Origin of the sequence: Aurantiacibacter flavus (assembly GCF_039710615.1) — a bacterium.
Taxonomy (GTDB): Bacteria; Pseudomonadota; Alphaproteobacteria; order Sphingomonadales; family Sphingomonadaceae; genus Alteraurantiacibacter; species Alteraurantiacibacter flavus.
Window position 1 is genome coordinate 38,429 of sequence record NZ_JBDLBR010000001.1, and the last position, 24,947, is coordinate 63,375.

16 protein-coding genes and 3 pseudogenes are annotated in these 24,947 nt (G+C 61.3%); 13 read left to right on the forward strand and 6 right to left on the reverse strand.

Features of this window, described 5'->3' with window-relative positions; translation table 11 throughout:
* Positions 1-4: 4 nt before the first annotated feature.
* The 8 genes from ABDJ38_RS00145 to ABDJ38_RS00180 all read left to right on the forward strand — a co-directional run bounded on the left by ABDJ38_RS00145 (position 5) and on the right by ABDJ38_RS00180 (position 13,248).
* A complete protein-coding gene (locus ABDJ38_RS00145; RefSeq protein ID WP_346783046.1) occupies positions 5-883 on the forward strand; it encodes a 2-hydroxyacyl-CoA dehydratase family protein in 879 nt (292 codons plus the stop codon).
* On the forward strand, positions 880-2,964 hold the full coding sequence (locus ABDJ38_RS00150) for a CaiB/BaiF CoA-transferase family protein (RefSeq protein WP_346783047.1): 2,085 nt from the start codon (positions 880-882) through the stop codon (positions 2,962-2,964). The genes ABDJ38_RS00145 and ABDJ38_RS00150 overlap by 4 nt, the downstream gene beginning before the upstream one ends.
* On the forward strand, positions 2,961-4,247 hold the full coding sequence (locus tag ABDJ38_RS00155) for a 2-hydroxyacyl-CoA dehydratase subunit D (protein ID WP_346783048.1): 1,287 nt from the start codon (positions 2,961-2,963) through the stop codon (positions 4,245-4,247). Before ABDJ38_RS00150 ends, ABDJ38_RS00155 begins: the two co-directional genes overlap by 4 nt.
* The gene (gene dctP / locus ABDJ38_RS00160; protein ID WP_346783049.1) at positions 4,244-5,269 is read left to right on the forward strand and encodes a TRAP transporter substrate-binding protein DctP; all 1,026 of its coding nucleotides are present in this window, start codon (positions 4,244-4,246) and stop codon (positions 5,267-5,269) included. Before ABDJ38_RS00155 ends, dctP begins: the two co-directional genes overlap by 4 nt.
* A complete protein-coding gene (locus ABDJ38_RS00165; protein ID WP_346783050.1) occupies positions 5,270-6,427 on the forward strand; it encodes a CaiB/BaiF CoA transferase family protein in 1,158 nt (385 codons plus the stop codon). It begins immediately after the preceding gene.
* Positions 6,406-7,476 (forward strand): carboxylesterase family protein, encoded by a 1,071-nt coding sequence (locus tag ABDJ38_RS00170; protein ID WP_346783051.1) that lies wholly within the window; start codon positions 6,406-6,408, stop codon positions 7,474-7,476. The genes ABDJ38_RS00165 and ABDJ38_RS00170 overlap by 22 nt, the downstream gene beginning before the upstream one ends.
* 139 nt (positions 7,477-7,615) lie before the next feature.
* Positions 7,616-10,156, forward strand: coding sequence for a CocE/NonD family hydrolase (locus ABDJ38_RS00175; RefSeq protein ID WP_346783052.1), 2,541 nt, complete (start codon positions 7,616-7,618; stop codon positions 10,154-10,156).
* A 350-nt stretch (positions 10,157-10,506) separates the two neighbouring features.
* Positions 10,507-13,248 carry a TonB-dependent receptor plug domain-containing protein gene (locus tag ABDJ38_RS00180; protein WP_346783053.1) on the forward strand — a complete coding sequence of 914 codons (2,742 nt, stop codon included), beginning with the start codon at positions 10,507-10,509 and terminating at the stop codon, positions 13,246-13,248.
* 70 nt (positions 13,249-13,318) lie between these two features.
* On the opposite strand, the gene ABDJ38_RS00185 is transcribed toward ABDJ38_RS00180, so the two are convergent.
* Positions 13,319-14,257: an alpha/beta hydrolase gene (locus tag ABDJ38_RS00185; RefSeq protein WP_346783054.1), complete on the reverse strand. Its 939-nt coding sequence runs from the start codon at positions 14,255-14,257 to the stop codon at positions 13,319-13,321.
* Positions 14,258-14,453: 196 nt separating this feature from the next.
* On the opposite strand from ABDJ38_RS00185, the gene ABDJ38_RS00190 reads away from it, so the two are divergent.
* Both ABDJ38_RS00190 and ABDJ38_RS00195 read left to right on the forward strand, forming a co-directional pair.
* Entirely contained in the window at positions 14,454-14,924 is a 471-nt protein-coding gene (locus tag ABDJ38_RS00190) for a MarR family winged helix-turn-helix transcriptional regulator (RefSeq protein WP_346783055.1), read from the forward strand.
* A gap of 158 nt (positions 14,925-15,082) precedes the next feature.
* A pseudogene (locus ABDJ38_RS00195) lies at positions 15,083-15,836 on the forward strand (IS5 family transposase).
* Positions 15,837-16,001: 165 nt separating this feature from the next.
* Here the strand turns inward: ABDJ38_RS00195 and ABDJ38_RS00200 are convergent.
* From ABDJ38_RS00200 to ABDJ38_RS00215, 4 genes are read right to left on the reverse strand one after another with little or no spacing between them, the layout of a single operon-like run.
* Complete coding sequence (locus ABDJ38_RS00200) at positions 16,002-16,370, reverse strand: pirin-like C-terminal cupin domain-containing protein (RefSeq protein WP_346783056.1); 369 nt, start codon at positions 16,368-16,370, stop codon at positions 16,002-16,004.
* A gap of 12 nt (positions 16,371-16,382) precedes the next feature.
* A complete protein-coding gene (locus ABDJ38_RS00205) occupies positions 16,383-16,841 on the reverse strand; it encodes a pirin family protein (RefSeq protein ID WP_346783057.1) in 459 nt (152 codons plus the stop codon).
* Positions 16,838-17,803: a glutathione S-transferase family protein gene (locus tag ABDJ38_RS00210; RefSeq protein WP_346783058.1), complete on the reverse strand. Its 966-nt coding sequence runs from the start codon at positions 17,801-17,803 to the stop codon at positions 16,838-16,840. Before ABDJ38_RS00210 ends, ABDJ38_RS00205 begins: the two co-directional genes overlap by 4 nt.
* A 3-nt stretch (positions 17,804-17,806) precedes the next feature.
* A complete protein-coding gene (locus tag ABDJ38_RS00215; RefSeq protein ID WP_346783059.1) occupies positions 17,807-19,288 on the reverse strand; it encodes an aldehyde dehydrogenase family protein in 1,482 nt (493 codons plus the stop codon).
* Positions 19,289-19,779: 491 nt separating this feature from the next.
* On the opposite strand from ABDJ38_RS00215, the gene ABDJ38_RS00220 reads away from it, so the two are divergent.
* On the forward strand, positions 19,780-22,071 hold the full coding sequence (locus ABDJ38_RS00220) for a TonB-dependent receptor plug domain-containing protein (RefSeq protein WP_346783060.1): 2,292 nt from the start codon (positions 19,780-19,782) through the stop codon (positions 22,069-22,071).
* A gap of 30 nt (positions 22,072-22,101) precedes the next feature.
* Positions 22,102-23,352, forward strand: a complete 1,251-nt coding sequence (locus tag ABDJ38_RS00225) for an aminotransferase class V-fold PLP-dependent enzyme (RefSeq protein ID WP_346783061.1) — start codon at positions 22,102-22,104, stop codon at positions 23,350-23,352.
* A 4-nt stretch (positions 23,353-23,356) separates the two neighbouring features.
* Here ABDJ38_RS00225 and ABDJ38_RS16905 read toward each other — a convergent pair.
* Positions 23,357-24,182: pseudogene (locus ABDJ38_RS16905) on the reverse strand (IS5 family transposase).
* Between the two features lie 220 nt (positions 24,183-24,402).
* Between ABDJ38_RS16905 and ABDJ38_RS00240 the strand changes: the two are divergent.
* Positions 24,403-24,732, forward strand: a pseudogene (locus ABDJ38_RS00240) (integrase core domain-containing protein); the annotation flags it as partial.
* Positions 24,733-24,947 lie beyond the last annotated feature (215 nt).

Sequence of the window (24,947 nt, forward strand, 5' to 3'; positions counted from 1 at the left end):
TCTTATGATCGCGATTGCCGGACCAAACCTGCCTCACGAGGTGCTCAGGGCCGCCGGGCTTCATGGCGGGCCAATCGAGTTCGACCCAAACATCAGCACCGTGTGCGCAGAACGCTTTATCGAGAGCAAGTTCGCGCCGTGGGCGCCGCGCGTTCTCGAAACATGGCTGAACGGCGGATACGATCACCTCGACAAGGTGCTTTTCAGCCGCGCCGACGATACCTCTCAGCGACTGTACTACTATGTTTGCGAGCTTCAGCGGCTGGGGCATCTGGGCGGTCCTCAACCGATCATCCTCGACATTGCGAAGATACCGCGGCCGACGAGTTTGGAGCAAACGGTCGAGAAAGTGCGCGAGTTGATAAGCGATCTCGGCGTGGATGATGCCGCGCTCGAGGAGGCCATCGCTCAGACGAACGCGGAACGCAGCGCGGCCCGCCCAACTGCCGAAGGGCCTTCCTGCCTGATTTGGGGCAGTTCGCCGCAGGGGTCGAAAATTCACGATGCGGTACGGGCGGCCGGGTTCCACCCGATCGGTATGACGCTGGCCGAGGAGTGGAGCGACCTTGGCGAGCCCATCGAGGAGAATTCGGGCGATCCGGCAGAGGCAATCGCCCGGCAAGTCCATGCCCGCGCCCGTGGTGCACGCAGTTTTGCCAACGCTGCTAAATTGCTCAAAGAGGCTGCTGCCCGGCACAAGTCAGAAGCAATCGTACTGTGGCGCATCGAGGAAGATGAGGCGCAATGCTGGCATCTCCCGGCAGAACGGAAGGCTCTGGAGGAGCTTGGGCTGCCTGCACTTGTCCTGACCCGACGCGACTGGCTTGTGCGCGACGGTGCTGATCAGGAAATCACCGACTTTCTAGCAGGAATTGAACTATGACCCCGCTTCTTGGACATCGTGTCGCCGTGCTCGGCGGCATGGTCGATCGCCCACTTGCCCGTTACCTCAAGTCTCTGGGTGCCGAGCTGGGTGGCCCGGTGGAGGGCGCGAGCTTCGTTATCGACGACCTTGGCTCGGCTGCCGCAAGTGCCGGAGTCGGCGAGGATGCAGTCCATGTGTCCGTCACGCCGTTCGGATCGACCGGGCCACGAGCAAACTGGAAAGGCGGCGAGCTCGTGTCTTCGGCCATGGGCGGGGCGCTGCGGCTTACCGGCGAGCCGGGGGAGAAGCCGGTGAAGGAAGCGGGCGACGCCTGCACTTTTCATGCGGATATGGTGGCGGCAGCAGGGGCCATGGCCGCCCACTATGCGCGCGGCACCCATGGCAAGGGGCAGCACGTCGATGTCTCGATCCAGCAGGTTGCCTTGAGCCGGAATACCAACGGCATTCTCGTCTGGCAGTTCGACAAGCGCAAGCTCGACCGGGCTGGCGGCTGCATCGCCTATGGCAAGGCCAAGGTCCGGGTGATTTGGAAGCTCAGTGACGGATGGTGCTTCCACGCGCTGATGACCGGGAGGCTTGGAGCTCCGGCCAACAAGGCGCTTTCGGACTGGATGGACGAGGCCGGGATCGCGAACCCGATGGCTGATGTAGACTGGCTGGCTTACAACCGCTCGACTCTGCCAGCCGAAACCCGCCAGCTTTGGGAAGAGGCGATGAGCGAGTTCTTCGCCATGCGCACCAAGCATGAAATTGCCACTGAGGGGCGTCGGCGCGGCATCAATGCCTGCGTGGTCAATGAGCCTGCCGATGTGCTGGCCGATCCGCACCTGGCAGCTCGCCATTTCCTCGATACTCCGACCGGGCTGCCCGAACGATTTGCAACGATCCGCCAGGGCACAGCCAAGGCCAGCCCTCCTGCGATCATGACGGGCGAGCGACCCGGGCCGCTGTCCGGCGTGAAGGTGCTCGATTTTGCCTGGGCGCTGGTGGGGTCGATCACCACCAAGACGCTGGGCGACCTCGGCGCCGAAGTCGTCAAGATTGAAAGTCGGAGCCGCCCGGACCTCTCTCGTCTCGACGTGCAGGTATCGGCTTCAAGCGCCGAAAGCCTCGATGACAAGCCATGGTTCGCCCATCTCAATTCGTCGAAGAAATCGCTCACGCTCAACCTTAAGCAGGAAGGCGCGCGCGAGATTCTCGATCCGTTGATCGACTGGGCTGACGTTGTCGTGGAGAACTTCTCCCCCGGTACCATGGCCAAGCTCGGGCTCGATTATGATAGTCTCGCCAAGCGCAATCCCGGCATCGTGATGGTCTCGGGCAGCGTTTTCGGCCAGACCGGCCCGCTCGCGAAGGAATGGGGTGTCGACGGGACCGGCGGCGCGCTGTCGGGACGGACCTATCTCACCGGCTATCCGAACGGCGATCCGGTCATTCCCGGCGCAGTCCCTTATGGTGACGTGATCGTTCCCTTCGTCATGGCGGGTCATGTCGCCGCCGCACTGCAACATCGCCGCCAGACCGGCGAGGGCTGCCACATCGATGCGAGCATGTATGAAATTTGCGTTCAGCAGATGCGCGATTTCCTCGCCCAGGCCAAATCGGGCGATACGCCGCAGCGGCTCGGCAATGCGGATCCGGCAGTGTTCTTTCAGGATGTTTTTCCAGCGCGGGGACAGGACCGCTGGGTTGCGATCAGCGCGTTTTCCGAAGACGAATTTTCGAAACTGGTCGCGATTACCGGCGAGGATATTGCCGCCTGGACAGCCAGCCGCGAAGATGCCGAGATTGCCGCGCAGCTGCAGGAAGCGGGTATTGCCGCCGGTGCCTTGCAGGATTGCGAAGACCTGCTGGAGAAGGATCCCCAGATCGCCTGCCGCGATGCGTTGGTGATGCTCGATCATGCCGTGCTCGGCCCCTTCGGCCACACGGCAACGCCGCTGCGCTTTTCGCGCGACGTGCCGCAACCTTTCCGCGCGCCCAATATGGGCGAGCATGTCAACGACGTGGCGAGCACGATCTGCAAGCTCGATGAAGATAGGATTGCGCAATTGCAATCCGAAGGGGTGTTCCAATGAGCGTTTCGGCCAACCAGCGCAGCCGCAAGACGCTCGCCTGTACAAGCGAGGCGACCGCCTTTCAGAAGGCTTTCGGCCAAGAGCTTCGTCGCCGTGTTGTCGAGGAGCGAGAGCCATACGCCATCGTTCAGGCCGACACCCCGCACGAGCTGTTTCACGCGATGGATATCCCGATCGTCACCAACCAGTGGTGGTCGGCCTATATTTCCGCCAAGCAGCTCTCCGCCCGTTATTTCGACGCGATGGTCGATGCGGGTTATCCGGCCAACAGTTGCAAGTATTGCTCACTTGGCCTCGCCTGCACGCTTGCCAATGATCCGGAAACGGCACCTTGGGGCGGGCTGCCGACCCCGACCGTGATGGTCGCAAGGCTGACGTGCGACTGCATCCAGCATGTGTTCTCGCAGTGGTCGGATGCGCTGGGCTCGGAGTTTTTCCCGATGGAAGCGCCGGCCTGGACGGCGAAGGACGCGAACTGGTTTGCCCATTCGAAGTCCGATTGGGAAAGGGTCTACCAACCCGACCGTATTGCTCACATGGTGCGTGAAATGGCCGATTTGATCGCGCTGCTGGAGAACCGCACCGGACGCAAGTTCGATGACGCCAAGTTCCATCATCTGATGGAACAGATCAACGTGCAGGAAGGCTATATCTGGGAGGCGGCACAGGCGATCGGCAAGGCGCGGCCATGTCCGGTTTCGATTGCCGAGCAAATGCCGAACACGATGATCCCGCAATGGCATCGCGGTTCGGATTGGGCCGTCGCCCATGCCAGGAAGTTCCGCGACGAAGTGCTGGCACGCGTTGAGCTGGGGCAGGGGGCCTCGAGCAACGAGAAGCTGCGCCTTATGTGGATCGGCGCGGGTGTTTGGCACGATCCGGGCTTCTATCAGGCGCTTGAAGAGAGCCTCGGCGCGGTCTTTGTGTGGTCGATGTACATGCCCTTTGCTGGCCCGGCCTACATTCGTGACATTAAGGGCAAGCCGATGGAGGCGCTCGCCAGCCGGATCGCCTCGATGAACGAGACGCTGCACCTTCCCCCGTGGATGACCGGCTGGATGACCTCCGAAGCGGAGCGGTGTGGTATCGACGCGGCGATCATGCTCTTGCCGCCCGACAACCGGCTTTCGCAGTCGGGCAACAAGCTGACTGCGCTGGCGCTCAAAGAGGCGGGGGTGCCTGTGCTTATGGTCGACGCCGACATGGTCGACGCCAAGATCTGGGACCACGACCGTATGGTTGGGATGGTCGCGGACTTCCTGCACGATCAAGGTCTCACGTGAGGTTTCTGGCACTTCTTTGCGCGCTCGCGCTGGCCGGCTGTGCCGAGCCGCTGCCCGAGGATGTAACGCAGCTTACCTATGCGTCGCCCTATCCTCCATCGCATCCGTTCAGCATGGCCGACCAGCGCTGGATGGACTGGGTCGAGGAGGAATCCGACGGCCGCATCGACATCCGGCCGATCTGGTCGGGCACCTTGTTGTCTTCGGATATGTCGATGGAAGAGCTTCGGCACGGTGTGGCTGACATCGGCCTGATAACGCCGATCTACGCACGCGGCGGCTCGCACCTCCTGCGGATTCAAACCGGGTTTTATAGCGGCGCAGATTCGATCGAAACGCAGGTGGGCGTCTACAGGTGCCTGGAAAGTCGCATTCCGCAGATTGCCGAGGAACTCGAAGGCCTCAAGGTCATGGCGGTTCAGGGCGGATTGTTGCCGGGCATTCTTACGCGTGGGCGGCCTGTGAAATCGTTGGATGATATTCGCGGCCTGCGGCTTCGCGCGCCGACCGAGTTGCTACCCGTTCTCGGGAATCTCGGTGCCGATCCGGTCAACCTGCCTATGGCCGATGTTTATTCGGCGCTGGCCAAGGGCGTGATCGATGGGGTGGTGGCCCCGCCCGACACCTTCCGCGCCCTGCACCTGGCGGAGATAGCGGACTACTATTTCGCATTGCGGGTGCCGCGTGGCGCCTATCCGGCACGCGCAATCGGAGAGGCGCGCTGGAACAGTCTCGAGCCTTGGCAGCGGGAATTGCTCGAGCGTAGCATCCCCGTGTGGGAGGCTGCTCTCACCGACGAGATCGAGGCGTCTGAGCAGGCCGGACGCGATGCCGCTGAAGGCAAGATCACCTACTTTGAACCAACCGATGAAGAGCAGCGACTTTTCGACGATCTCTATCTGCGTGACGGCGAAGCCAATGCGCGCGCCCTGGCAAGGTTCGATATCGACGGCTTGACCGCGTTCGAAACCGCCCGCGCAAGCCTCGTCGAGCGCGACCAAGTAAAATGTGGAGGAAACTGAGTGAAGCAGCCGTTAGCCGGAATCCGTGTCGCTGATTTCAGCCATGTTATGGCGGGCCCCTTCGCCAGCCACTTGCTGCGCCTGATGGGTGCCGAAGTCATCAAGATCGAAGCCAAGCGGGGCGATCAGTTCAGAAATTACGGCAGCAATCGTGCGCTCGACGGTATGAGCCCGGCCTTTATTGCTGCGAACGTTGGCAAGAAAAGCATCGCTTTGGATCTCAAGGATCCGGAAGAAAAGGAAATTGCCCGCAAGATTGTCTCCAGGAGTGACGTCTTGCTGGAGAACTTCCGGCCGGGTGTCATCGGGAGACTCGGCTTTGCATATGAAGAGGTACAGAAGCTCAATCCCGGCATAATTTTCTGCTCGGTATCCGGTTACGGACAGGAAGGGCCTTACCGGGACTGGCCGGCTATCGACAATATCGTGCAAGCGACCAGCGGCATGATGATGCTGAGCGGTGCCGAGGGCGATCCGCCGATAAGGGTCGGTTTCCCTATCGTCGACACGTTGACCGGGCAAACCGCCGCAACGGCAATTCTCGGCGCCTTGTTTCAGCGCTCCCAAACGGGTGAGGGGGCCTACATCGATGTCTCGATGATCGATGCCAGCCTCGCGTTCATGACCTCGGCGCTGACACCGTTTCTCGCCACCGGCTCCACCCTCAAGCGTCTGGGCAATACCGGGTACAGCGAATTGCCCACGGCCGGCGTGTTCGAAGCGCAGGACGGCCGTCACATTTCTCTCGGTGTGGTGCAGGACAATCAGTTCATGGCGCTCGCGAAGCTGGTCGGGCGGGAAGACTGGCTGACCGACCCCAGGTACGCCACCGCAGACGAACGGCGGGCCAATTTCACTGCCATGCACCAGGAACTGTGCGAGATCTTCCTGACCGAGGATTCGGCCTTCTGGGAACGGACGCTCAGCAACGCTGGCATTCCCTGCGGGAAGATAAGGCTGGTCGAAGAAGCTGCGGATTTGTGTAGCGAGAAGGCCCTGCTCGACATCGACCTTGCGGACTACCCGACGGGCGAGAACGTGCGCGTTCCCAATGCCGGTTTTACGATGTCGCCGGGGCAGCCGGGCACAACCGAAGCGCCGCCCAAGATCGACGAGAATCGGGAGGAAATCCTTGAATGGCTAAATTCGGAAAGCTGACGTCGGCTCTCTGCGCTTTTGCCTTCGTTGGATCGGTGGTCGCCGGTCCGACGGCCATGGCACAGGCCGACGAGGAAATAGCAGACCTTCAGAGCGAGTTCGAAGGGCGGCTCGAAAGTGTCGCGTACAGCGAAGAGGCCGAGGCCGTTGTTCGCTACCCCTTCGAGCTGGCTGCGGGCATCGCTTCAGGCGATCTTCGCGAAGAGGCGCGGCCCTTTGCCGACCGTCTGGCAAGGTCGCGCGAGGTGCTTTCGGCGCTTGAAGAGGGCAAGGGCATTGTTCGCCGAGGTGTCGGAGATCAGGACCGGGTCTATCGGTTCGAAGAGACTGGACGCTTGATCCCCTATCGCCTCTATGTCCCCACGGCCTGGGACGGGGAGGAGGCACTCCCGCTGGTTGTCATTCTGCATGGCGGTGGCGGCGATGAAAACGAGATGTTCGAGCTGGACGACGGCAAGCTAGCAAAGCTCGCCGAACGTTACAACTACATCGTGGTCTCCCCGCTCGGTTACGACCCTGTCGGGGCCTATGGCAGCCCGATCCGCCTGCCTTCGGTTTATGGGTCTGAGACAGAGCGGGGGCAAGCCGTGGGTGGCCCTGAACGCGCGACCCTCCTGAAACGGAGTGAACGCGACGTGCTGAACGTGCTGGAGATGACGGCGCAGGAGTACGGAGTCGACCGCTCGCGGATATTCCTGACCGGTCATTCGATGGGCAGCGGCGGGACGTGGTACCTCGCGCACCAGTATCCTCATCTTTGGCGGGCGATCGCTCCGTCCGCGGGGCCATTCTTCATCGACGATTATGATTTCGAGCGGCTTCGCGGGCTGGGAATCATGATCGTGCAGGGAAGCGGCGACCCGCTTTCCCTCGCTGCGAACCGCCAATTGGCGAGCGATCTGCTCGATCGCGGGTTCGGCGTGAACTACGTCGAAACCCCGGCGGTAGATCACGGCGAGACCTTTGGCGCGAGCTTGCCGACGATTTTCGAATTCTTCCATCGGCAACGCCTTGCCGATGATCCGACGCGGGTACTCGAACTGGAATAAAAGAGGCCACGCCTTGGCGATGGCCCATGCCAACCGATGGTTTCACGGGAGATTGATGATGTTTGGCAGGTTAGTGATTGTTTTTGCGGCCTTGCTCGCGACCGCGACCGGAGCTTCAGCAGAAGAGTATTCCGACTATGTGCGGGAATCTGTGTATGTTCCGGTGCGCGACGGAACCCGCCTCGCCGTCAATATCTATCGGCCAGCGAACGAGGATCAGGTCGCGGAGGAGTCGCTCCCGGTCATCTTCGTTTTCACCCCCTACCGGGCGCGGTATTACGACGGCGAGGGGCAGGTGCGCGAGGCCGCGCTGCAGGACTCGCTGGCTTTGCGCTCGCTCATCCGCGCCGGCTATATCGTCGCCGTGGCGGATGTAAGAGGCAAGGGCGCCTCATTCGGGTCGCGCTTCGGTTTCCAGAGTCGGCAGGAAGCGCTCGACGGCCATGATCTGGTGGAATGGCTCGCGGCGCGGCCCTATTCTTCGGGGTCGGTCGGCATGGTCGGCTGCTCCTACCTCGGCGGCACCACCATGCATACCGCCAGCACGGCACCGCCTTCGCTCAAGGCGATTTTCACCGGCGCGACCGATTGGGACAAGTATGACTTCGTGCGCCGTGGCGGCATCACAGCGCAATTCAACACCCGCCCAGACGAGCCGCTGTCAGATGATCTTGCCAGCGTCCCCATGGATGCCGACGGCGATGGCACCCTGCTGCGAGAGGCGGTAAGCCAACATGCCGACAACACACCGATGGCCGGTCTGTGGTATTCGATGCCCTATCGCGACAGCGTCTCACCCTATACGAACAGCGCGTTCTGGCAGGAGGCCGGCGTCTGGCGTTATGCCGATGCCATTCGCGACGCGGGCATCGCCACTTACATGTGGAGCAACTGGAACGACGAGCCGACCAGTGCCATGATTGTCTCGGCGGCCAACCTCGGCAGTCGCCTGCTGGTCGGTCCGGGTACACATTGCGAAACACCGAAGAACTTCGACTTCACGGGCGAGATCGTTCGCTATTTCGACTTCCATCTGAAAGGCGCCGATAATGGCTTCGACGAGCAGCCGCGCGTAACCTACTGGGAGCACGAGCAGGGCACCGATGGGCGCTATGTTCAGGCTGAAAACCTGCCCGGCGCAGAAAGCGAAACGCTCACCTACTATTTCGCGGGTCGTGAGGACCGGAGCGACACGCTGCGCGGCGGTACCCTCGTTACGCGTCCCGGCTCTTCGGGAGAGACGACATTCGCTGTCGATTACGATGTTGCCAACGATGCCTATTTCGCATTCTGGCCAGAGCCGCTGGACGAGCATGGCCTGGTTTACGACACGGCGCCACTGACCGCACCCATGGAGCTGCTCGGATTCCCCGTCGCGCATGTCACGATCAAGGTCGACCGGCCCGATGCGGATGTGTTCGTCTACCTTGAGGAAGTGAACGCAGCCGGTGACAGCGAAGTGCTTTCCTTTGGCCGGTTGAAGGCATCCAACCGGGCGGTGTCCACCCCGCCATGGAACAACCTTCACTTGCCGTGGCATTCCGGCTTCGAGGCCGACGCCGCGCCAATTCCGGAGGGCGAGACGGTGGAGCTGCCGATACCCATGCTGGCCACCACAAGGACGATTCCGGCAGGTTCGCGCCTGAGGTTCGTGGTGACCGGGGCAGATCCGCGCCAACGCAATCTTGCTGACCTGCGCCAGGATCCAGCTCCTCGCATTACGGTGTTGCACGGTTGGGAGGCGTCCTCCCGGATCGATCTGCCGGTAAAGGCCCATGCCCCGAGCGATCGAGGAACCGAGGCCGTGGCGGCAGCAGAGGGGCAGATCGGAGAGCCAAGCGGAACCGGTCCTTATCCGGCGGTCGCGCAGGCGCGCGAGGATGCGCCCGGCTACACCATTTATCGCCCCGCGCTGCTGCCTGATCGACCGCTTCCCGTGGTCCTGTGGGGGAACGGTGGATGTCGTGACAACGGGTTAAGCGCCAGCCGCGCCCTGCGCGAATTCGCCAGTCACGGCTTCCTTGTGATCGCCAACGGAGCTCCTCGTGAGGAATCTCCGCTTCAAACCGAGTGGCCGGACCTCGAGGCAGAGGCAGCGGCTCCGCGAAGCGGTGGATCGCCAATTCCCGATCAAACCTCGGTCGAACAGTACCTTGCGGCAATCGACTGGGCCGAAAAGGCAGCCCGCGATCCTTCCGATCCGTTGTTTGCCGCGATCGATGCCAGCAAGGTCGCTGCTCTCGGACATAGCTGCGGAGGATTGCAGGCAATCTCCGCTGGCGCCGATCCTCGCATCTCCACCGTGCTCGCTTTCGGCAGCGGCGTCTATAATCGTCCGGGCACCGGGCTCAGCGGTGTACCCGTTACCAAGGCCGATCTGGCCAAGCTGCACACGCCGATTGGCTATATCGTCGGTGGCCCGGCAGACATGGCATACCCCAATGCATCTGACGATTTCGAGCAGATCGATCACCTCCCCGTCCTGCTTGCCGAACTGCCGGTCGGTCACGGCGGCACGCTGGCAATGTCCAACGGGGGAGATTGGGCGCGTGTGGGGTCGAACTGGTTGCGATGGACGCTGTTTGGCGACCAATCAGCCGGACGCGAATTTATCGGCGATGATTGCGGTCTGTGCGCAAGTTATGGCTGGTCGATCAAACGGAAGAACTTTCCGGAATAGGATAGGGGCCGCCGTCAGCCGCGCTCATCATTCCCGAGGGAGGTGAGAGCCGCTTGCGAGGGCTTGCCTAAGTTAAGTTCTTTGTCGAGCCATGCTCGGACGCTCCGGTTTTCGCTCAGGCCGGAGCCGATAGCATGCGCCATAGGCCCTTTGATTGCACCCATCAATCGCGCTGAGCAGCGCCCGAGAGAACATGTCGCTCATCTATGCTTTCTTTGGCATATTTGTCGAACTAATCGGCGAATGCAAAATATTGATAAAAAACCATAATTTACAGAACTAATCAGTTACACACAGGAATCTGTCAAATTAGTCATACATATTGACGCCTCCAGAAAGGCAAATTATAATTGAGTAAATCAATGATTATGGCGTGCGGTATTCGCGCGACCATGATTCTCAAGGAGGGTGTTATGAAGGTGAGGGGAACGGTCAATTTGCGTGCGAGCCTGATGGCTTGCACAGCCATTTTTGGTGCTGTGAGCACAGGCGCCTACGCGCAAGAAAGCTCAGTCAACGATGGTGGGGCGGCCGACGATTCCGAAGTCATTGTCGTAACCGGTTCGCGTATCCGCGGAGCGCAGCCAGTCGGCTCCAACGTAAGCACGCTTGGGCGTCAGCAGATCGAGGACAGTGCTTCGGTCACCGTCGATCGCATCCTGCAGGAACTGCCCCAGGTCTTCGATCTCGGCGTGAGTGAAAATTCGCGCGCGCAGTCGGGCGGTGCGGGCAACATCGTCTATAACAATTCAGTGAACCTGAGAGGGCTTGGGCCTTCGTCGACCCTGGTGCTGCTCGATGGTCATCGCGTCGCCAATAATGGCCGCGCGACCAATCCTTCGGTGATCCCCTCGCTCGGTGTCGAGCGGATCGAAGTCATCGCCGATGGCGCATCGGCAATCTACGGGTCCGATGCGGTGGCAGGCGTGATCAATATCATCCCGCGCCGCAGCCTGGATGGGGTGGAGATGTCGGCACGCTATGGCACGTCCGACGATGGCGCTTTCGAAGAATGGCGTGCTGGCTTGGCTGTCGGGCAGACCTGGGCCACCGGGCAAGTCATGGTCGCCTATGACCACGTATATCGCTCTAATCTGAGTGGTGACGACCGGGATTTCTTTGCGGCAGATCAACGTCCCTATGGCGGGCCGGACTTCCGTTCGATGCAGTGTTCGCGCGGAACGATCATTGCCGATGGCACGACCTATGCGATACCTAATGGCGGCCTGACATCCGCAGACCAACTGGTGGCGGGCACCGCCAACCTTTGCAACGAACAGCTTGGACAGGATCTTTTCCCTGAACAGGAATATGATGCGGCCAACGCGACGTTTACGCAGGAAGTTACGGATTGGCTGACCATCTCGGCCGACGGCTTCTATTCTATGCGAAAGTTTGTCCGCCAACCATCGTTTGAATCGACAACCATCACCGTGCCGAGCACGAATGCCTTTTTCGTCCGCCCCCCCGGATTTACCGGTGACAGCTATGAACTCGCGACGAACTTCGTGGGTGTGTTTCCCCGAAACACGCAGACAGGTTCGGCGGAAACCTGGGGGATCACGCCCAAGGTCGAGGTCGAGCTGTTCTCTGACTGGGAATTTACCGCGCTGTACAACTACGGCCGGACTTATGACGATTCCTATCAGTATGGCGGCATCAGCAACAGCGCGCTGAACGCGGCCCTGGCCAGCAGCGATCCGGCGACGGCTCTTGATCCCTATAGCCTTGGCCGGACGTCGCCCGCGACGATCGCGGGAATTCAGAATCAGCAGTTTATCGCACCTACCTACACCCGTTTCACGGGCTATGAAGCGCACCTCAGCGGTACGCTTGTGGAGCTTCCGGGCGGGGCCTTGCAGCTGGCGACCGGCTACGAAGGTCAGGAATTCTCAGCCATGGGCGGGGGCGGTTTCGGCGTTGTTGGTACGCCGTTCACCCTGAGCGGCTACGACCGCCGCGTCGATTCATTTTACGGGGAAGTCATCATCCCGGTGTTCGGAGCGGGGAACGCAACGCCCGGGTTCGAACGGCTGACGCTCAGCGCGGCACTGCGCTATGACGAATATAGCGACGTCGGCGGAACGACCAATCCCAAGTTCGGACTGACATGGGAGCCGGTCGACGGTTTTACGCTTCGAGGAAGCTATGGCACCTCGTTCCGCGCACCTGAGCTCAATCAGGTCAATGGTAGCAACAATTTCTTCGTTCAGAACTATGTCGCCCCCGATGGCGGCGCTCCCGTAATCGGGTTCACATTGGCGGGGCCGAACGCGGGGCTGAAGCCCGAAGAAGCGACCAGCTGGTCAATTGGCGGTGACTGGGAGGCGACCGCGGATCTGCGGTTCAGCGCGACCTATTTCTCTGTGGACTATACTAACAAGATTGCGGGCTACCTCTCCAATCTTCAGCTGCTGACTCGAGAAGACGAGTTCGCCGGGACCGACATCATCATCCGCGGCACCGAGGCGCGCGATCTGGTGCTGGACTATCTCGATGCGGGCGCGGGTCTGTTTGGGGTAATTCCTGGGGGCGATCCTGAAAATATCAATCTGTTCGTCGATGGTCGTCCGAGCAATCTCGGTACGTCGCAGACCGAAGGGATCGATTTCCAGGCCACCTACGAAACACGATTGTCGAACGAGGACCAGCTCGCGTTCAATCTGAGCGGGACCTATCTCACTAAGTTCGACACGGCTGTGACGCCGTCTGCGCCGGTGCTTGATCGTCTCAATTACATCTTCGAACCACTGCGCTTCAAGGCTCGCGCGACGGTGGCCTGGGCGCGGGACGATCTGCGTGTTCGCGCTGTCGTGCATCACGTAGGCGGCTATACCAACGACATCGCTACGCCCGAGCAGCAGGTTGACAGCTATACGCCGATCGACCTTGGTTTTACCTACTTCGTGAACGGTGAGGATGGCGTGCTGGGTGGGCCGCTCGCAATCGGTCTGGAAGTGTTCAACGTCTTCGACATTGACCCGCCCTATGCGCAGCTTGCGCCGAACGGTAATGGCAGCGGGGGCTATGATGCCACGGCGTCCGATCCGATCGGCCGGAGATTTGCTGTCAGCCTCAGGAAGTCATTCTGAGGCGGGCACACTGCCGATCCTCCCTGGAGGCGGCGGGAACTTTCCCGCCGCCTTTTTTTGCGAGGCTGTTTCAGTCGATGTTCTTGCGCAGCAGGGTAAACCGTTCGTCCTCACAATAGCCGCAATCGTCGCCAAGGTAGTGGGCCCCGGCGTCAGCATCGTCCTTCAGGACCCAGTCGAGCCATTTCACCACCACTTCGGCCCCGACGCCGCCGTCGGTTTCATGAAAGGTTCCGCCGTGGCCCACCGGAATGTCGACCAGCGCTGCAGGCAGGTCGTCGATACGGTGGAAGTCGTCGAGGCCGTTCGGCTGGGCACCATCTTCCGGCCCTCCCAGCACATACAGGACCGGCCCGTGCAGTTCGTCCAGCATGGATTTGCTCGCCTCCATGCCGGCAATCGGGCTCACCTCATTGTTGAAAATGCCGCTGAACATGACAATGGTCGTGCTGACGCGGGGATCCTTGGCATTGATCAGGGCCTGCAGTCCCCCGCAGCTCCACCCCGAAACGGCAATTTCGTCGGTTGCCACGAGCCCATGCAATGGGCTGCCGTCCATGGAATTCTGCTGGAAAACCCAATCGATTGCCTCGCCGAGCGCGGAACTCGGCGTGTCTGCACTCAGCAACCCCGATTCCAGCTCGCGCGGAGTGGGAACATCCTTGTTGGGCCCCGGAATCACGCCGGGCGCAATCACAATGTAGCCGTGCGAGGCGATTTCAAGCAGATGGTTGCGTGAACTCAGTCCGTCTGCACTGCAACCGCCGTTTCCATATACGTAGACGGGTAGTTCGTTCGGCTGCACGACAGAAAGGTCGCGCGGCAGATATACCACGTGATTGGGCAAGCTGGGCACGCCAATGAAGGTTGCAGGATATGCGCCCGAGCCATCAACCTCGTCGATTTCCGGTACTTGGTTCTCTTGCGCCGATGCCGAGGCGGCCCCGCTGATCGACAAAATCGGATAGAAGGCCAACGTCATTGCGCGGACCGTTGTCAGCATTTTCATGTTAGGCTTCCTCTTGCTGGCGATCTATGTGCTTGCAAGGGCAGGTTAGTGCTTCAGAAAATTAATTGATAGTACGAATGAAATTTGTTCGAGCTTGATTGCTTCCCATGGTCTCGGTGGGACAGCGTGAAAATCAGAGGCTTCAGATCAAAAAATGGGATTGCGATTGTTTATGGCGAGCGAGGAAGATCGGAATGTGACCGATGGCAAAGAGCCGACTGAGATAAAATTAGGTCGTCTAAACAGCAATTTGGGATTTCGCTTGCGGCGAGTGCATCAGCGACTTTCGAGACGCTTTGCCGATCAGACCAAACAGTTCAACTTTCGCAGCGGCGGAATCAGTGCGCTTGCGATCATCGAAGCAAATCCCGGAATATCGCAAAGTGAAGTTGCGCGCGAAATCGATGTCGATGCCTCCATTGCAGTTGGCATTCTCAACGATATGCGCCGTCGGTCCTTGGTGACGCGGACGCGGCTTTCGGATGATCGTCGACGCTATGCTATCGAATTGACCGATGCCGGTCGCGAGTTACTCGACGAAATCTTTGTTTCCATTACGGCCATGGAAGATGAGGTGCTTGCCAGTCTGACTCCGTCGGACTTGCTGTTTCTTGGGTACATTCTGGACAAACTTTATGCTAGTTTGACTTCTAACGCCGAAGATTGACTGCAGCTGGCCAGCCTAAGAATTTAATTGGGTGATTGTCTTTGGGCAAATAGGGGGGGCGATCATACACTGCCGGGCTCAGGACCCATTGATTGGCTGAGGGCGACGTGATTGTGCTCTGCACGCCTTCGGCTCCAGGCTCGGCGAGGAGACTGAGCATGAGCGACCTGTATTGGCTGACTGACGAGCAGATGGCGCGTCTTTCGCCCTATTCCCCCAAGAGCCACGGCAAGCCCCGGGTCGATGACCAGCGCGTGCTGAGCGGGATCATCTTCGTCAATCGCAACGGGCTGCGCTGGCGTGATGCTCCCAGGGAATACGGTCCGCATAAGACGCTCTACAACCGCTGGAAACGGTGGGGCGAGATGGGCGTGTTTGGCCGGATGATGGAGGGTCTGTCTGCCCAGAGAGCCGAACCCCAGACCGTCATGATCGATGCGACCTATCCAAGGCCCACCGCACGGCTTCCAGCCTTGGGGTAAAAAAGGGGGCCTCGGCCGCCTGATCGGGCGGACCAAGGGCGGCATGAACAAGCTTCACGCCGTCACCGACGCCAACGGCCGCCCTTTGAGCTTCTTCATCACGGCAGGCCAGATCAGCGATTACACCGGCGCGGCAGCCCTGCTCGATGATCTACCCAAGGCGCAGGGGATGCTGGCTGACCGGGGCTATGACGCCAAATGGTTCAGGGATGCGCTCGAGCAAAAGGGCATCACGCCTTGCATTCCGGACCTCAAATCCCGTTCCATGCCTGTCAAATACGACAAGCGCCGGTACAAACGCCGAAACCGCATCGAGATCATGTTCGGACGCCTCAAAGACTGGCGCCGTGTGGCAACTCGCTACGACCGCTGCCCAACCGTCTTCTTCTCCGCCCTCGCTCTCGCAGCCACCGTGCTCTTCTGGCTCTGATCAACGAGTCCTGAGCCTAATAATCACGCTGATTGGATCGCTCATCCCACCCTCCGACCTCAACTCTTAAAATAGCAGGGGGTGAGGATCGGCTAGGGTTGCTATTCACGCCGCGGCATTACACTGAAGACGCCGATTGCGTTCCGCTTGGAGAGGCGCGGTGCGTCAAAGCCCTCCGAAGCGGCCCGCCTGATAGTCGCGAACTGCCTGTGCGATTTCCGCTTCAGTGTTCATGACGAAAGGGCCGTGGGCCACGACCGGTTCGCCGATCGGGCTCGCATGGCCAAACAGGATGCGGCAGCCGCCTTCGCTCGACACTTCTACCTGATTCCCGTCCGCCAGTTGTGCGAGCGTATGTTCGCCGATCACCTTTTCACCGATCACGGCCTCGCCGCCGATCGTGTAGAACAACACGTTTCTCCCCGACGGCGCGGGCAAGGTCGCCCGACCGCCGGGCTCGATCGAGACAATCGCCAGCATCACGTCCGTCAGCGAACGGATCGGCGCTTCGTCCGCGCCGGAGACTGCCAGCATCGAGGCTCCATCTCACGGATTGCTCTTCGCCATGTCCGCTACTGCTACCGGCACGTATGCCGGTTCGGTCATCTTCAGCCGCGCTGGCAGGTTGACCCATAGCTGAAGGATTTCGAGCGGCCCGCCAGTACGCTTGAACTCCTCGGGCGAAAGCTCGGCATGGACCAGCCCGCTGCCCGCAGTCATCCACTGCACGCCACCCGCCTCGACCACGCTCGCGCCGGAGCCACTGTCGTGATGGGCGAGGCTGCCTTCGAGGATGAAGGTCACCGTTTCGAACCCGCGATGCGGATGCGGGCCAAAGGGCAGACCGTGGTTGTTCGGCGGGTAGGTCTGCGGGCCATGATGATTGAGGAACAGGAACGGATCCACCTGCGGCAGTCCCGGCCCCGGCACAGGCCTGCGCGTAACCAAATCCTGGATATCGTCACGCATCGCGCGGTGGAGTGAGACCACATGGCGGGTGCTCATGCGGGCATCCCCGGTATCAGCGGCTCGGGCCCGGCGGGCACGATGCCGTTCGGATTGATCCGCTCGTGGCTTTCATAGTAGTGATGCCTGATGTGGCGGAAGTTCACGGTCTGCGCCATTCCCTCAAGGTCGTAGACCCGCCGCGTCAGCGCGGCGAGGTTCGGGTAATCCGCGATCCTGCGCACGTTGCATTTGAAGTGCGTGTGATAGACCGGATCGAACCGGATCAGCGTGGTCCACAGGCGGATATCCGCCTCGGTCAGCCGGTCGCCGACCAGCCAGTCGTGCCCATCGAGCCGCTCTTCCAGCTCGCCGAGCATCGCGAATAGCGGCCTCACAGCTTTCTCGTAGGCATCCTGCGTGGTTGCGAATCCCGCCTTGTACACCCCATTGTTGACCGCATCGTAGACCCGGTCGTTCAGCGCATCGATTTCGTCCCGCAGATCTTCGGGATAGAGGTCGAGATCGTTGGCACCGCAATCGTCGAAGGCCGTGCCGAGCATGCGCAGGATGTCCGCGCTCTCGTTGTTGACGATCGTTTCGGTCTTCGTGTCCCACAGCACAGGCACGGTGACGTGGCCTGAATAGTCGGGCTTGGCGTGGGTATAGAGCTGGTGGAGATAATCCGCTTCGATCGCAGGGTCGCCGGTCACGCATTCGCCTTCGCGGAACGACCAGCCGCCGTCCTTCATCAGCCAGTGGACCACGTTCAGCTCGATCGCGTCGGTCAGCCCCTTCAGGTGCCGTGCGGCATTGGCCCTGTGCGCCCAAGGGCAGGCGAGACTGATATAGAGCCGGTAGCGGCCCGGTTCGGCGGAAAACCCGCCATCGCCGGTCGGGCCGGGCGATCCGTCGGGCGTGATCCAGTTGCGAAACGCGCTTTCGTCGCGCTCGAACTCGCCGCTGTCCTCGTCGTTATGCGCCCATTCGTCGTGCCAGGTGCCGTTCTTCAGGAAGCCCATGGTTTAAAGATCCTCTGCCGAGAAGGGGAACTGGCGCTTTTCGTGTTGAACGGAAATCCAGTGCGTGGTGGTGAACGCCTCGATCGCCCAGCGCCCGTTGAACCGGCCGACGCCCGAATTCTTGACCGCGCCGAACGGGGAGAAGGGACTGTCGTTCACCGGCTGATCGTTGATATGCGTCATCCCCGCCTCGATCTGCTTGGCGAAGGCGAGCGCACGGCCTTCGTCACGGCTGAAGACCGAACTCGACAGGCCCATTTCGGTGGCGTTCGCCAGCGCGAGTGCGTGGGCCTCGCCCCGCGCGCGTTGGATCGGGGCGACCGGGCCGAAGATCTCGTTCGCGACAAGGCAATTGTCCTCGCCCACATCGGTGAAGACGTGAGGCGGGATAACGAGGCCGTCGGGCTCTCCGCCGAGCGCGCAGGTCGCACCCTGATCCTTCGCCTTGGCGATCATCTCCATTATTCCATCGAACTGGTCGCGGTTGACTACGGGTCCGATGAAGCAGTCCGCCGCATCGCGCTTCCCGACCGGTAGCTCCTTCACCCGGGCCACGAACTTCTCGACGAATTCGTCGTAGATCGCGTCTTCGACCACGATCCGGTTGGCGATCATGCAGATCTGGCCCTGGTGCATGAACTTGCCCCACACGCTCGCCTCGACAGCGTAGTCGATATCCGCATCGTCGAGCACCACAATCGGCGAATTGCCGCCGAGCTCCAGTTCGAGCGACTTGATCCTGTCACCATCGAGCGCCGCCTTGCCGACGCCGCGCCCCACCGGGGTGGAGCCGGTGAAACTGACGACCGAGGGGATCGGGTGGCGCACGAGTTCGTCGCCGATGTCGGACCCGCTGCCGGGCAGGACGGAGAGGAGGCCCTTGGGCAGGCCCGCTTCCTCGCAGATTGCGGCGAACACCGTCCCGCCCGTGACCGGCGTATCACTGGCGGGCTTGAGAACCACCGCATTGCCCAGCGCCAGCGCCGGGAAGAGCGTGCGCGCGGTCAGCTGGAGCGGAAAGTTCCACGGGCTGATCAGCGCGATCACGCCTGCTGGCTGGCGATAGGCGCGGCTTTCCTTGCCTGGAATGTCCTCGGGCAGGATCGCGCCTTCGACCATGTAGGGCAAGGCCGCCGCCTCCTGCCGCGCGACCTGCGTCACCAGCATCAGTTCGAGCGCGGCCTTGATCTGCGTCCCGCCGACTTCGCGCACGATCCATTCGGCGATCTCTTCCTTGCGCGATTCCAGAATGTCTCCGATCGCGAGCATCTTCGCCGCGCGGGTAGAGGGCGGCAGTGCGCCCCATTCGCGCTGTGCTTCCTTCGCGGCATGGCAGGCCTCGTCGACATCACTTGGCTGGGCGGCGTTCATCGAAAAGATGACGCTTTCGTCCCAAGGACAGATATTTTTCAGTTTAGCGCCTTTGCCATCGCGCCATTCACCGGCGACGAAGAGGCGATCGAGCTTTTCATAAGGCTTGGACATGCAGCACAAACGGGCGCGACAGATATTTGTTTCGCAAAGCACCGATCGGGATCTGCAACCACGCATTTGCGGGCTATGGCCAGCCCTCTAGCCATGTAGCTGACTTATCTGGTGCTCGACATTGGAGCGCAAGATATTCTGGCTCCTTTAAAGACATTGGCATCTTCGCGGCCGATTTCGGACTGTCGGCTAATATGAGTTTCATCGACGAATGCCGACACAAAACCCGGACATCCAATAGCTGGAATGTCTGTGCCGTCGGACCGCAAGCGCACAACCAAGCCGTGAGCGGCAGTGAGGGTCAACTCCGGCTTGTGCAATGCAACAATCTTGCCACCTCCGCACCGCGAAACTGCCGCATATTTGCCAACATACCGTAATGCAACGCGCTTAAGCGCCGCCATCGAAATACCCCTAAAACGGAGAAAACGATGAGGGCCCTTTGTACAACTTCGCTCGCCGCCATGCAGCTAGTGCTAGCGCACAGCGCGATGGCGCAAGACGGCATCGACCAGGGCGAGATCATCGTCACCGGAACCCGCGACGCCCAGCGCACCGCTTTCGATGCGCTTGCGCCGGTCGATGTGCTCGACGCCGATAACCTCCAGTCGGTAGTTTCCGCCGACGTTGCCGACAAGCTTGCGCGCGAACTGCCCTCTTTCAACGTACAGCGCCTGCCAGCAGCCGACGGACTTGCCTTTGTGCGCCCGGCCACCCTGCGCGGTCTTTCGCCCGACCAGACGCTGGTGATGGTCAACTCCAAGCGCTATCATCGCTCGGCCTTGTTGGGCTCGCGCGGTTCGCAAGCGCCCGACCTTAACACCTTCCCCGGTTTCGCGGTGAGCCGTGTCGAGGTGCTGCGCGATGGTGCGGTGGCGCAATATGGCTCGGACGCTATTGCCGGCGTCATCAACTTCATCCTCGAAGACAAGCCGGGCTTCGATGCCTATGCCCAGGCCGGGCAATACTATGCCGGCGATGGCGAAAAGCTCCAGGCCGGTCTGCGCGCCGGGGTGGCACTGGGCGATGCCGGTGCAATCGTGGCGACGATCGAATATGCCGACAACTCGGCCACCAGCCGCACCCGTCAACGCCCCGATGCGATCGAACTTGCCGAGGCGCGGCCCGATCTTGACATTCCCGACCCGGTTCAGCGCTGGGGCCAGCCCGACAACACGACGCTTCGCGGCTCGCTCAACGCGCATTATACGGTCGAAGACGCGGTCGAACTTTATGCCTTCGCGACCTTTGCGGACGGCGATGGACAGACCGATTTCAACTGGCGCAACCCGGCCACCACCGGCAGCGTGTACAAGGACAGCGCCGCCTTCCCCGGCTTCAACTTCGACCAGATTTTCCCCGCCGGCTTCACCCCGCGCTTCGGCACCGAATTCGACGATTACCAGATCGCCGGCGGTGTGCGCGGCGACATGAGCGCCGATCTCAGCTACGACCTGTCGGTCTCTGGCGGGCGCAGCCGTATCAACTACACGCTTGACGAGACGGTCAATGCCTCGCTCGGTTCGGCGAGCCCGACCAGCTTCTACCTTGGCCGCCTCGGCCAGCGCGAACTCAACATTAACGCCGACTTTGTCTACGGGCTCGATCTGGGGGGTATGAGCGCACTCAATATCGCCTTCGGTGCCGAGCGCCGCGAGGAGACCTATTCGGTACGCGCTGGCGATCCGGCCTCCTATGCCATCGGCGCTGGTGCCCCCGAGGGGCTGGCGCCCAATTCGAACGGCTTCCCCGGCTTCTCCGACATTCAGGCCGGCGAATGGAGCCAGGAAAGCTACGCGGGCTACTTCGATCTCGAATACAGCCCGCTCGACGTGCTCACGCTGGGCGCTGCTGCACGCTATGAGGACTATTCCGAGTTCGGTGATACGTTCAACTACAAGCTGTCGGCGCGCGTGGAACCGATGCCTGGCCTCGCCCTGCGCGCGGCGTGGTCGACCGGATTCCGCGCACCGACGCCGGGCCAACTCAACACCTCGAGCACGTCGCAAGGGCTCGACACGGTCAGCCTGCAAATCTTTACCCGCGGCCGGCTTTCGCCCGACAATCCCATCTCGGTAGCCCTCGGCGCCAAGCCGCTGACGCCGGAAGAGTCGGAGAACCTCTCGGCTGGCGTTGCGTTCAAGCGCGGCGGGTTCAAGGCGACGCTCGATCTCTATCAGGTCAAGGTCTTCGGCCGCTTCGGTCAGTCCGCGTCATTCGCCGTTCCCGATGCGCTGCCCAACCCGCTGCGCTTCACAACGGTGAGCTATTATACCAACGACTTCGACACCCGCACGCGCGGCATCGATGCCGTCGTTGCCTGGCGCGGCGATATCGGCCCGGGCCTGCTCGAAGCAAGCCTTGCCTATAACTACAACGAGACGGCGGTCATCGGCGCGACCAGCGCGACCATCGGCAACGACACCCAGCGCCGTATCTTCGAGGAACGCCTGCCGAAACACAACGCTGTAGCAGCGCTGGGCTTCGACGCGGGTATCATTTCGACCAATCTGCACGCGCGATACTACGGCGCCTGGACTGACAGCACGGGCAATTCAACCGGCGACATATTCCAGCGTTTTGGTGGCATCGTCCTGTTCGACGCCTCCCTGACTGCCAATCTCCACGAGGCGGTCGATCTCACGCTGGGGGCGGAAAACCTGTTCGACACCTACCCGGACGAGGCAACGTTCCAGGCCAACCGCGGTCTGATCTACTCGCGCAATGCCCCTTACGATACCGACGGCGGGCTCTATTACCTGCGCGTGGGCATTCACTTCTGAGCGGGCGATATGGCAGTAACCCGCAGAAACATGATGGCACGTCTTGCGGCAGGCGCTTCGGCGCTTGCCGCAAGGCCGCTGCCCGCCTTCGCTGCCAGCGCGCCGATCGCCTCAGGGGACTACTGGGCAGAGGTTGCTGCGCAATATGACGTCACGCGCGAGGTGATCCAGCTCGAGAACGGCAACTGGGGCATGATGGCGCGCCCGGTGCTTGAGACCTATCGCGAGCTGGTGGCGCGCGTGAACCGCGAGACCAGTTTTTATGCCCGCCGCACAATGGTGCGGGATCTTGGCGCCGTGCGCGAACGGCTGGCCGCCTATCTTGGCGTTGGCACAGATGAAATCGTGCTCACCCGCAATGCGACCGAGGCGCTCACGGCGCTGATCGGGCAGTATAACCGGCTTGGAGCGGGAGATGCGCTGCTGTGCGCCGATCTCGACTACGATTCGATGATGGCCAGCATGGCCAGCGCGGCCAGCCGGCGCGGCGCGCGACTGTTGAAAATCACGCTTCCCGAGCCGGCCAGCTACGACAATATCCTGGCTGCCTACGCTGCGGCTTTTGCCGCTAATCCAGCCCTGAAGCTGGTACTGCTCACCCACATCAGCCACCGCACCGGGCTGATGCTCCCGGTGCGCGAAATCGTCGCCATGGCCCGTGCGCGGGGGATCGATACGATCGTCGATGCCGCACACAGCCTCGGGCAGGCTGACTTCCGGCTGGCGGACCTCGACGCCGATTTCGTAGGGATCAACCTGCACAAGTGGATCGGCGCGCCACTTGGGGTGGGCGCGGCCTATATCCGGCGCGAGCGGCTATCGGCAATCGATCCGGACCCTGCCGAAGACGCTGGGGCGGAGGGGATCTGGGCGCGAGTTCATACCGGAACGCTGGACTATGCGACACAGCTGTCGGTGCCCGCCGCGCTCGATTTCAGCGAGCGGATCGGCTCGTCCCGACGCGCGGCGCGCCTGCTCGAGCTACGGGCGCGTTGGGTGGAGCCGGTGCGAGAGCTGGCGGGCGTAGAGGTGCTGACACCCGACGACCCGCGCTGCCATGCCGGGATCACATCATTCCGCCTCGCTGGCAAGGCGTCGGTTGATGACAACAGGGCGCTATCCGGGTGCCTGCTCGACGAGTTCGGCATTTTCACCGTGCTGCGCACCGGGCTTGCCTCGGGCGCCTGCGTGCGGGTGACACCGGCGCTGTTCAATTCGTTTGACGACCTTGATGCTCTGGCCACCGCTGTGGCCCAGATAGCGGGCGAGTGGGGTGACTAGTAGCTCAGACTGTATGGTCTTCAGCCCAGGCCTTGTTGACAAAAGGCTTCAACCAAAAGCGGATGCTGGCGAGGTTGAGGAAGCTGGCGAAGGACAGTGCGGTCTTGTCGTAGCGGGTTGCTATGCGCCTGGACTGCTTGAGCGTGTTGAACATGCGCTCGATGCGATTGCGATCCTTGTAGCGGCGATAATCGGAATGCTCGGGCACCTTGCGGTTCGTGCGTGGCGGGGTGATCGGCAGGATGCCGCGGATCAGCAGGCTTTCGCGGAAGCGATTGCCGCCATAGCCCCCTTCGACAAGCTCAGGACAGGCTTGTCCGCGAGCAGCGCCTTGGGCGTGGCAACCGGGATCGTGATCAGTGGCTCGGCAGCAGTGTAATCGGATGCCTCGCCGCCGGTCAGGACGAAGCAGAGAGGGCGTCCCTGATTGTCGCATCGGGCGTGGATCTTGCTCGTAAAGCCGCCGCGTGATCGACCAAAAGCCTCCTCATGAGTCCCCCCTTTGCGCCGGCGGCCTGCGAATGGCCCCGGACATTCGTGCTATCGATCATGTACTGCCAGTCGTCGGTCAGCCCCAGATCGACCAGCGTTTGCAGCATAGCATCCCAGACACCTTGCTCGGCCCATCGCCGGAACCGGACATAGACCGAGTTCCACTTGCCGAAGCGCTCGTGCATGTCGCGCCAGGGACAGCCGACCCGCAGAACGTGGAGCATTCCATTGAGAAAGCGCCGGTTGTCACCTGCTGGCCGTGCCCAGCACCCTCTCTCGGACGGCAGCAGCGGCCCTATCACTTCCCATTCTTCGTCCGTCAAATCCCCGCGCGCCATGGCTAATCCTGCAAAAAGCAGCTTTGAATCAGCTTATAGCGGTATTGGGAAGGGCCTAGCCAGAGGCATGTGGGGGTAATTCGGAGGTGAGCTCTCATACGGTTTTTTGGGATATTGGATGCTGACGGACAAGGCGGTGCAGGCGGCTGCTGAATGAGACAAAGCCTGCAAGCTGACCGATGCGCGGGGTCTCCACCTTGACGTCTCGACCAGCGCGCATGAGTTCATCTCACGGGATATGGATCTGTGGGCTTACCAGCGCGGTGTGATCCCGGCCTTCTCCCGTCCGGGTAAGCTCACAGGCAATGCGTTCATCTATGCATTCAACAGTAAGCTGCGCAGCGAATGCCTGAGCGCCCACTGGATTCTTTCGCTGCAAGATGCTCCTGAAAGGCCGGAGGCCTGGCGTAGGCACTACAACGAAGAGCGACCGCACAGCGCTATTGGGAATATCCCTTCGATCATGCTGGCAAACTCAGCCGGTGAAACCAGTCCACCGGATATGGGAAAGGCGGAAACCTCCAGACCCGCATGGTCCGAGGTTGGGTAGCAGTGCAAACGCGGCTCGGCTCTAATCCCAGCTCGGGGGGAAGCTGGCGGTCACGTCACATTCACCCTTGCGGAGACGAGTTGTTTTTTGACTGACAGTACGGCCACAGGCCTTTTGCGGCCTTCCAACTCTCAACCCGAGAGGGTGCGTTCTTTCAAGTCCTTCCAGATCGCCGACGCACTCTAGCTGATCAGTTCACTGACTCTCGGATCGAA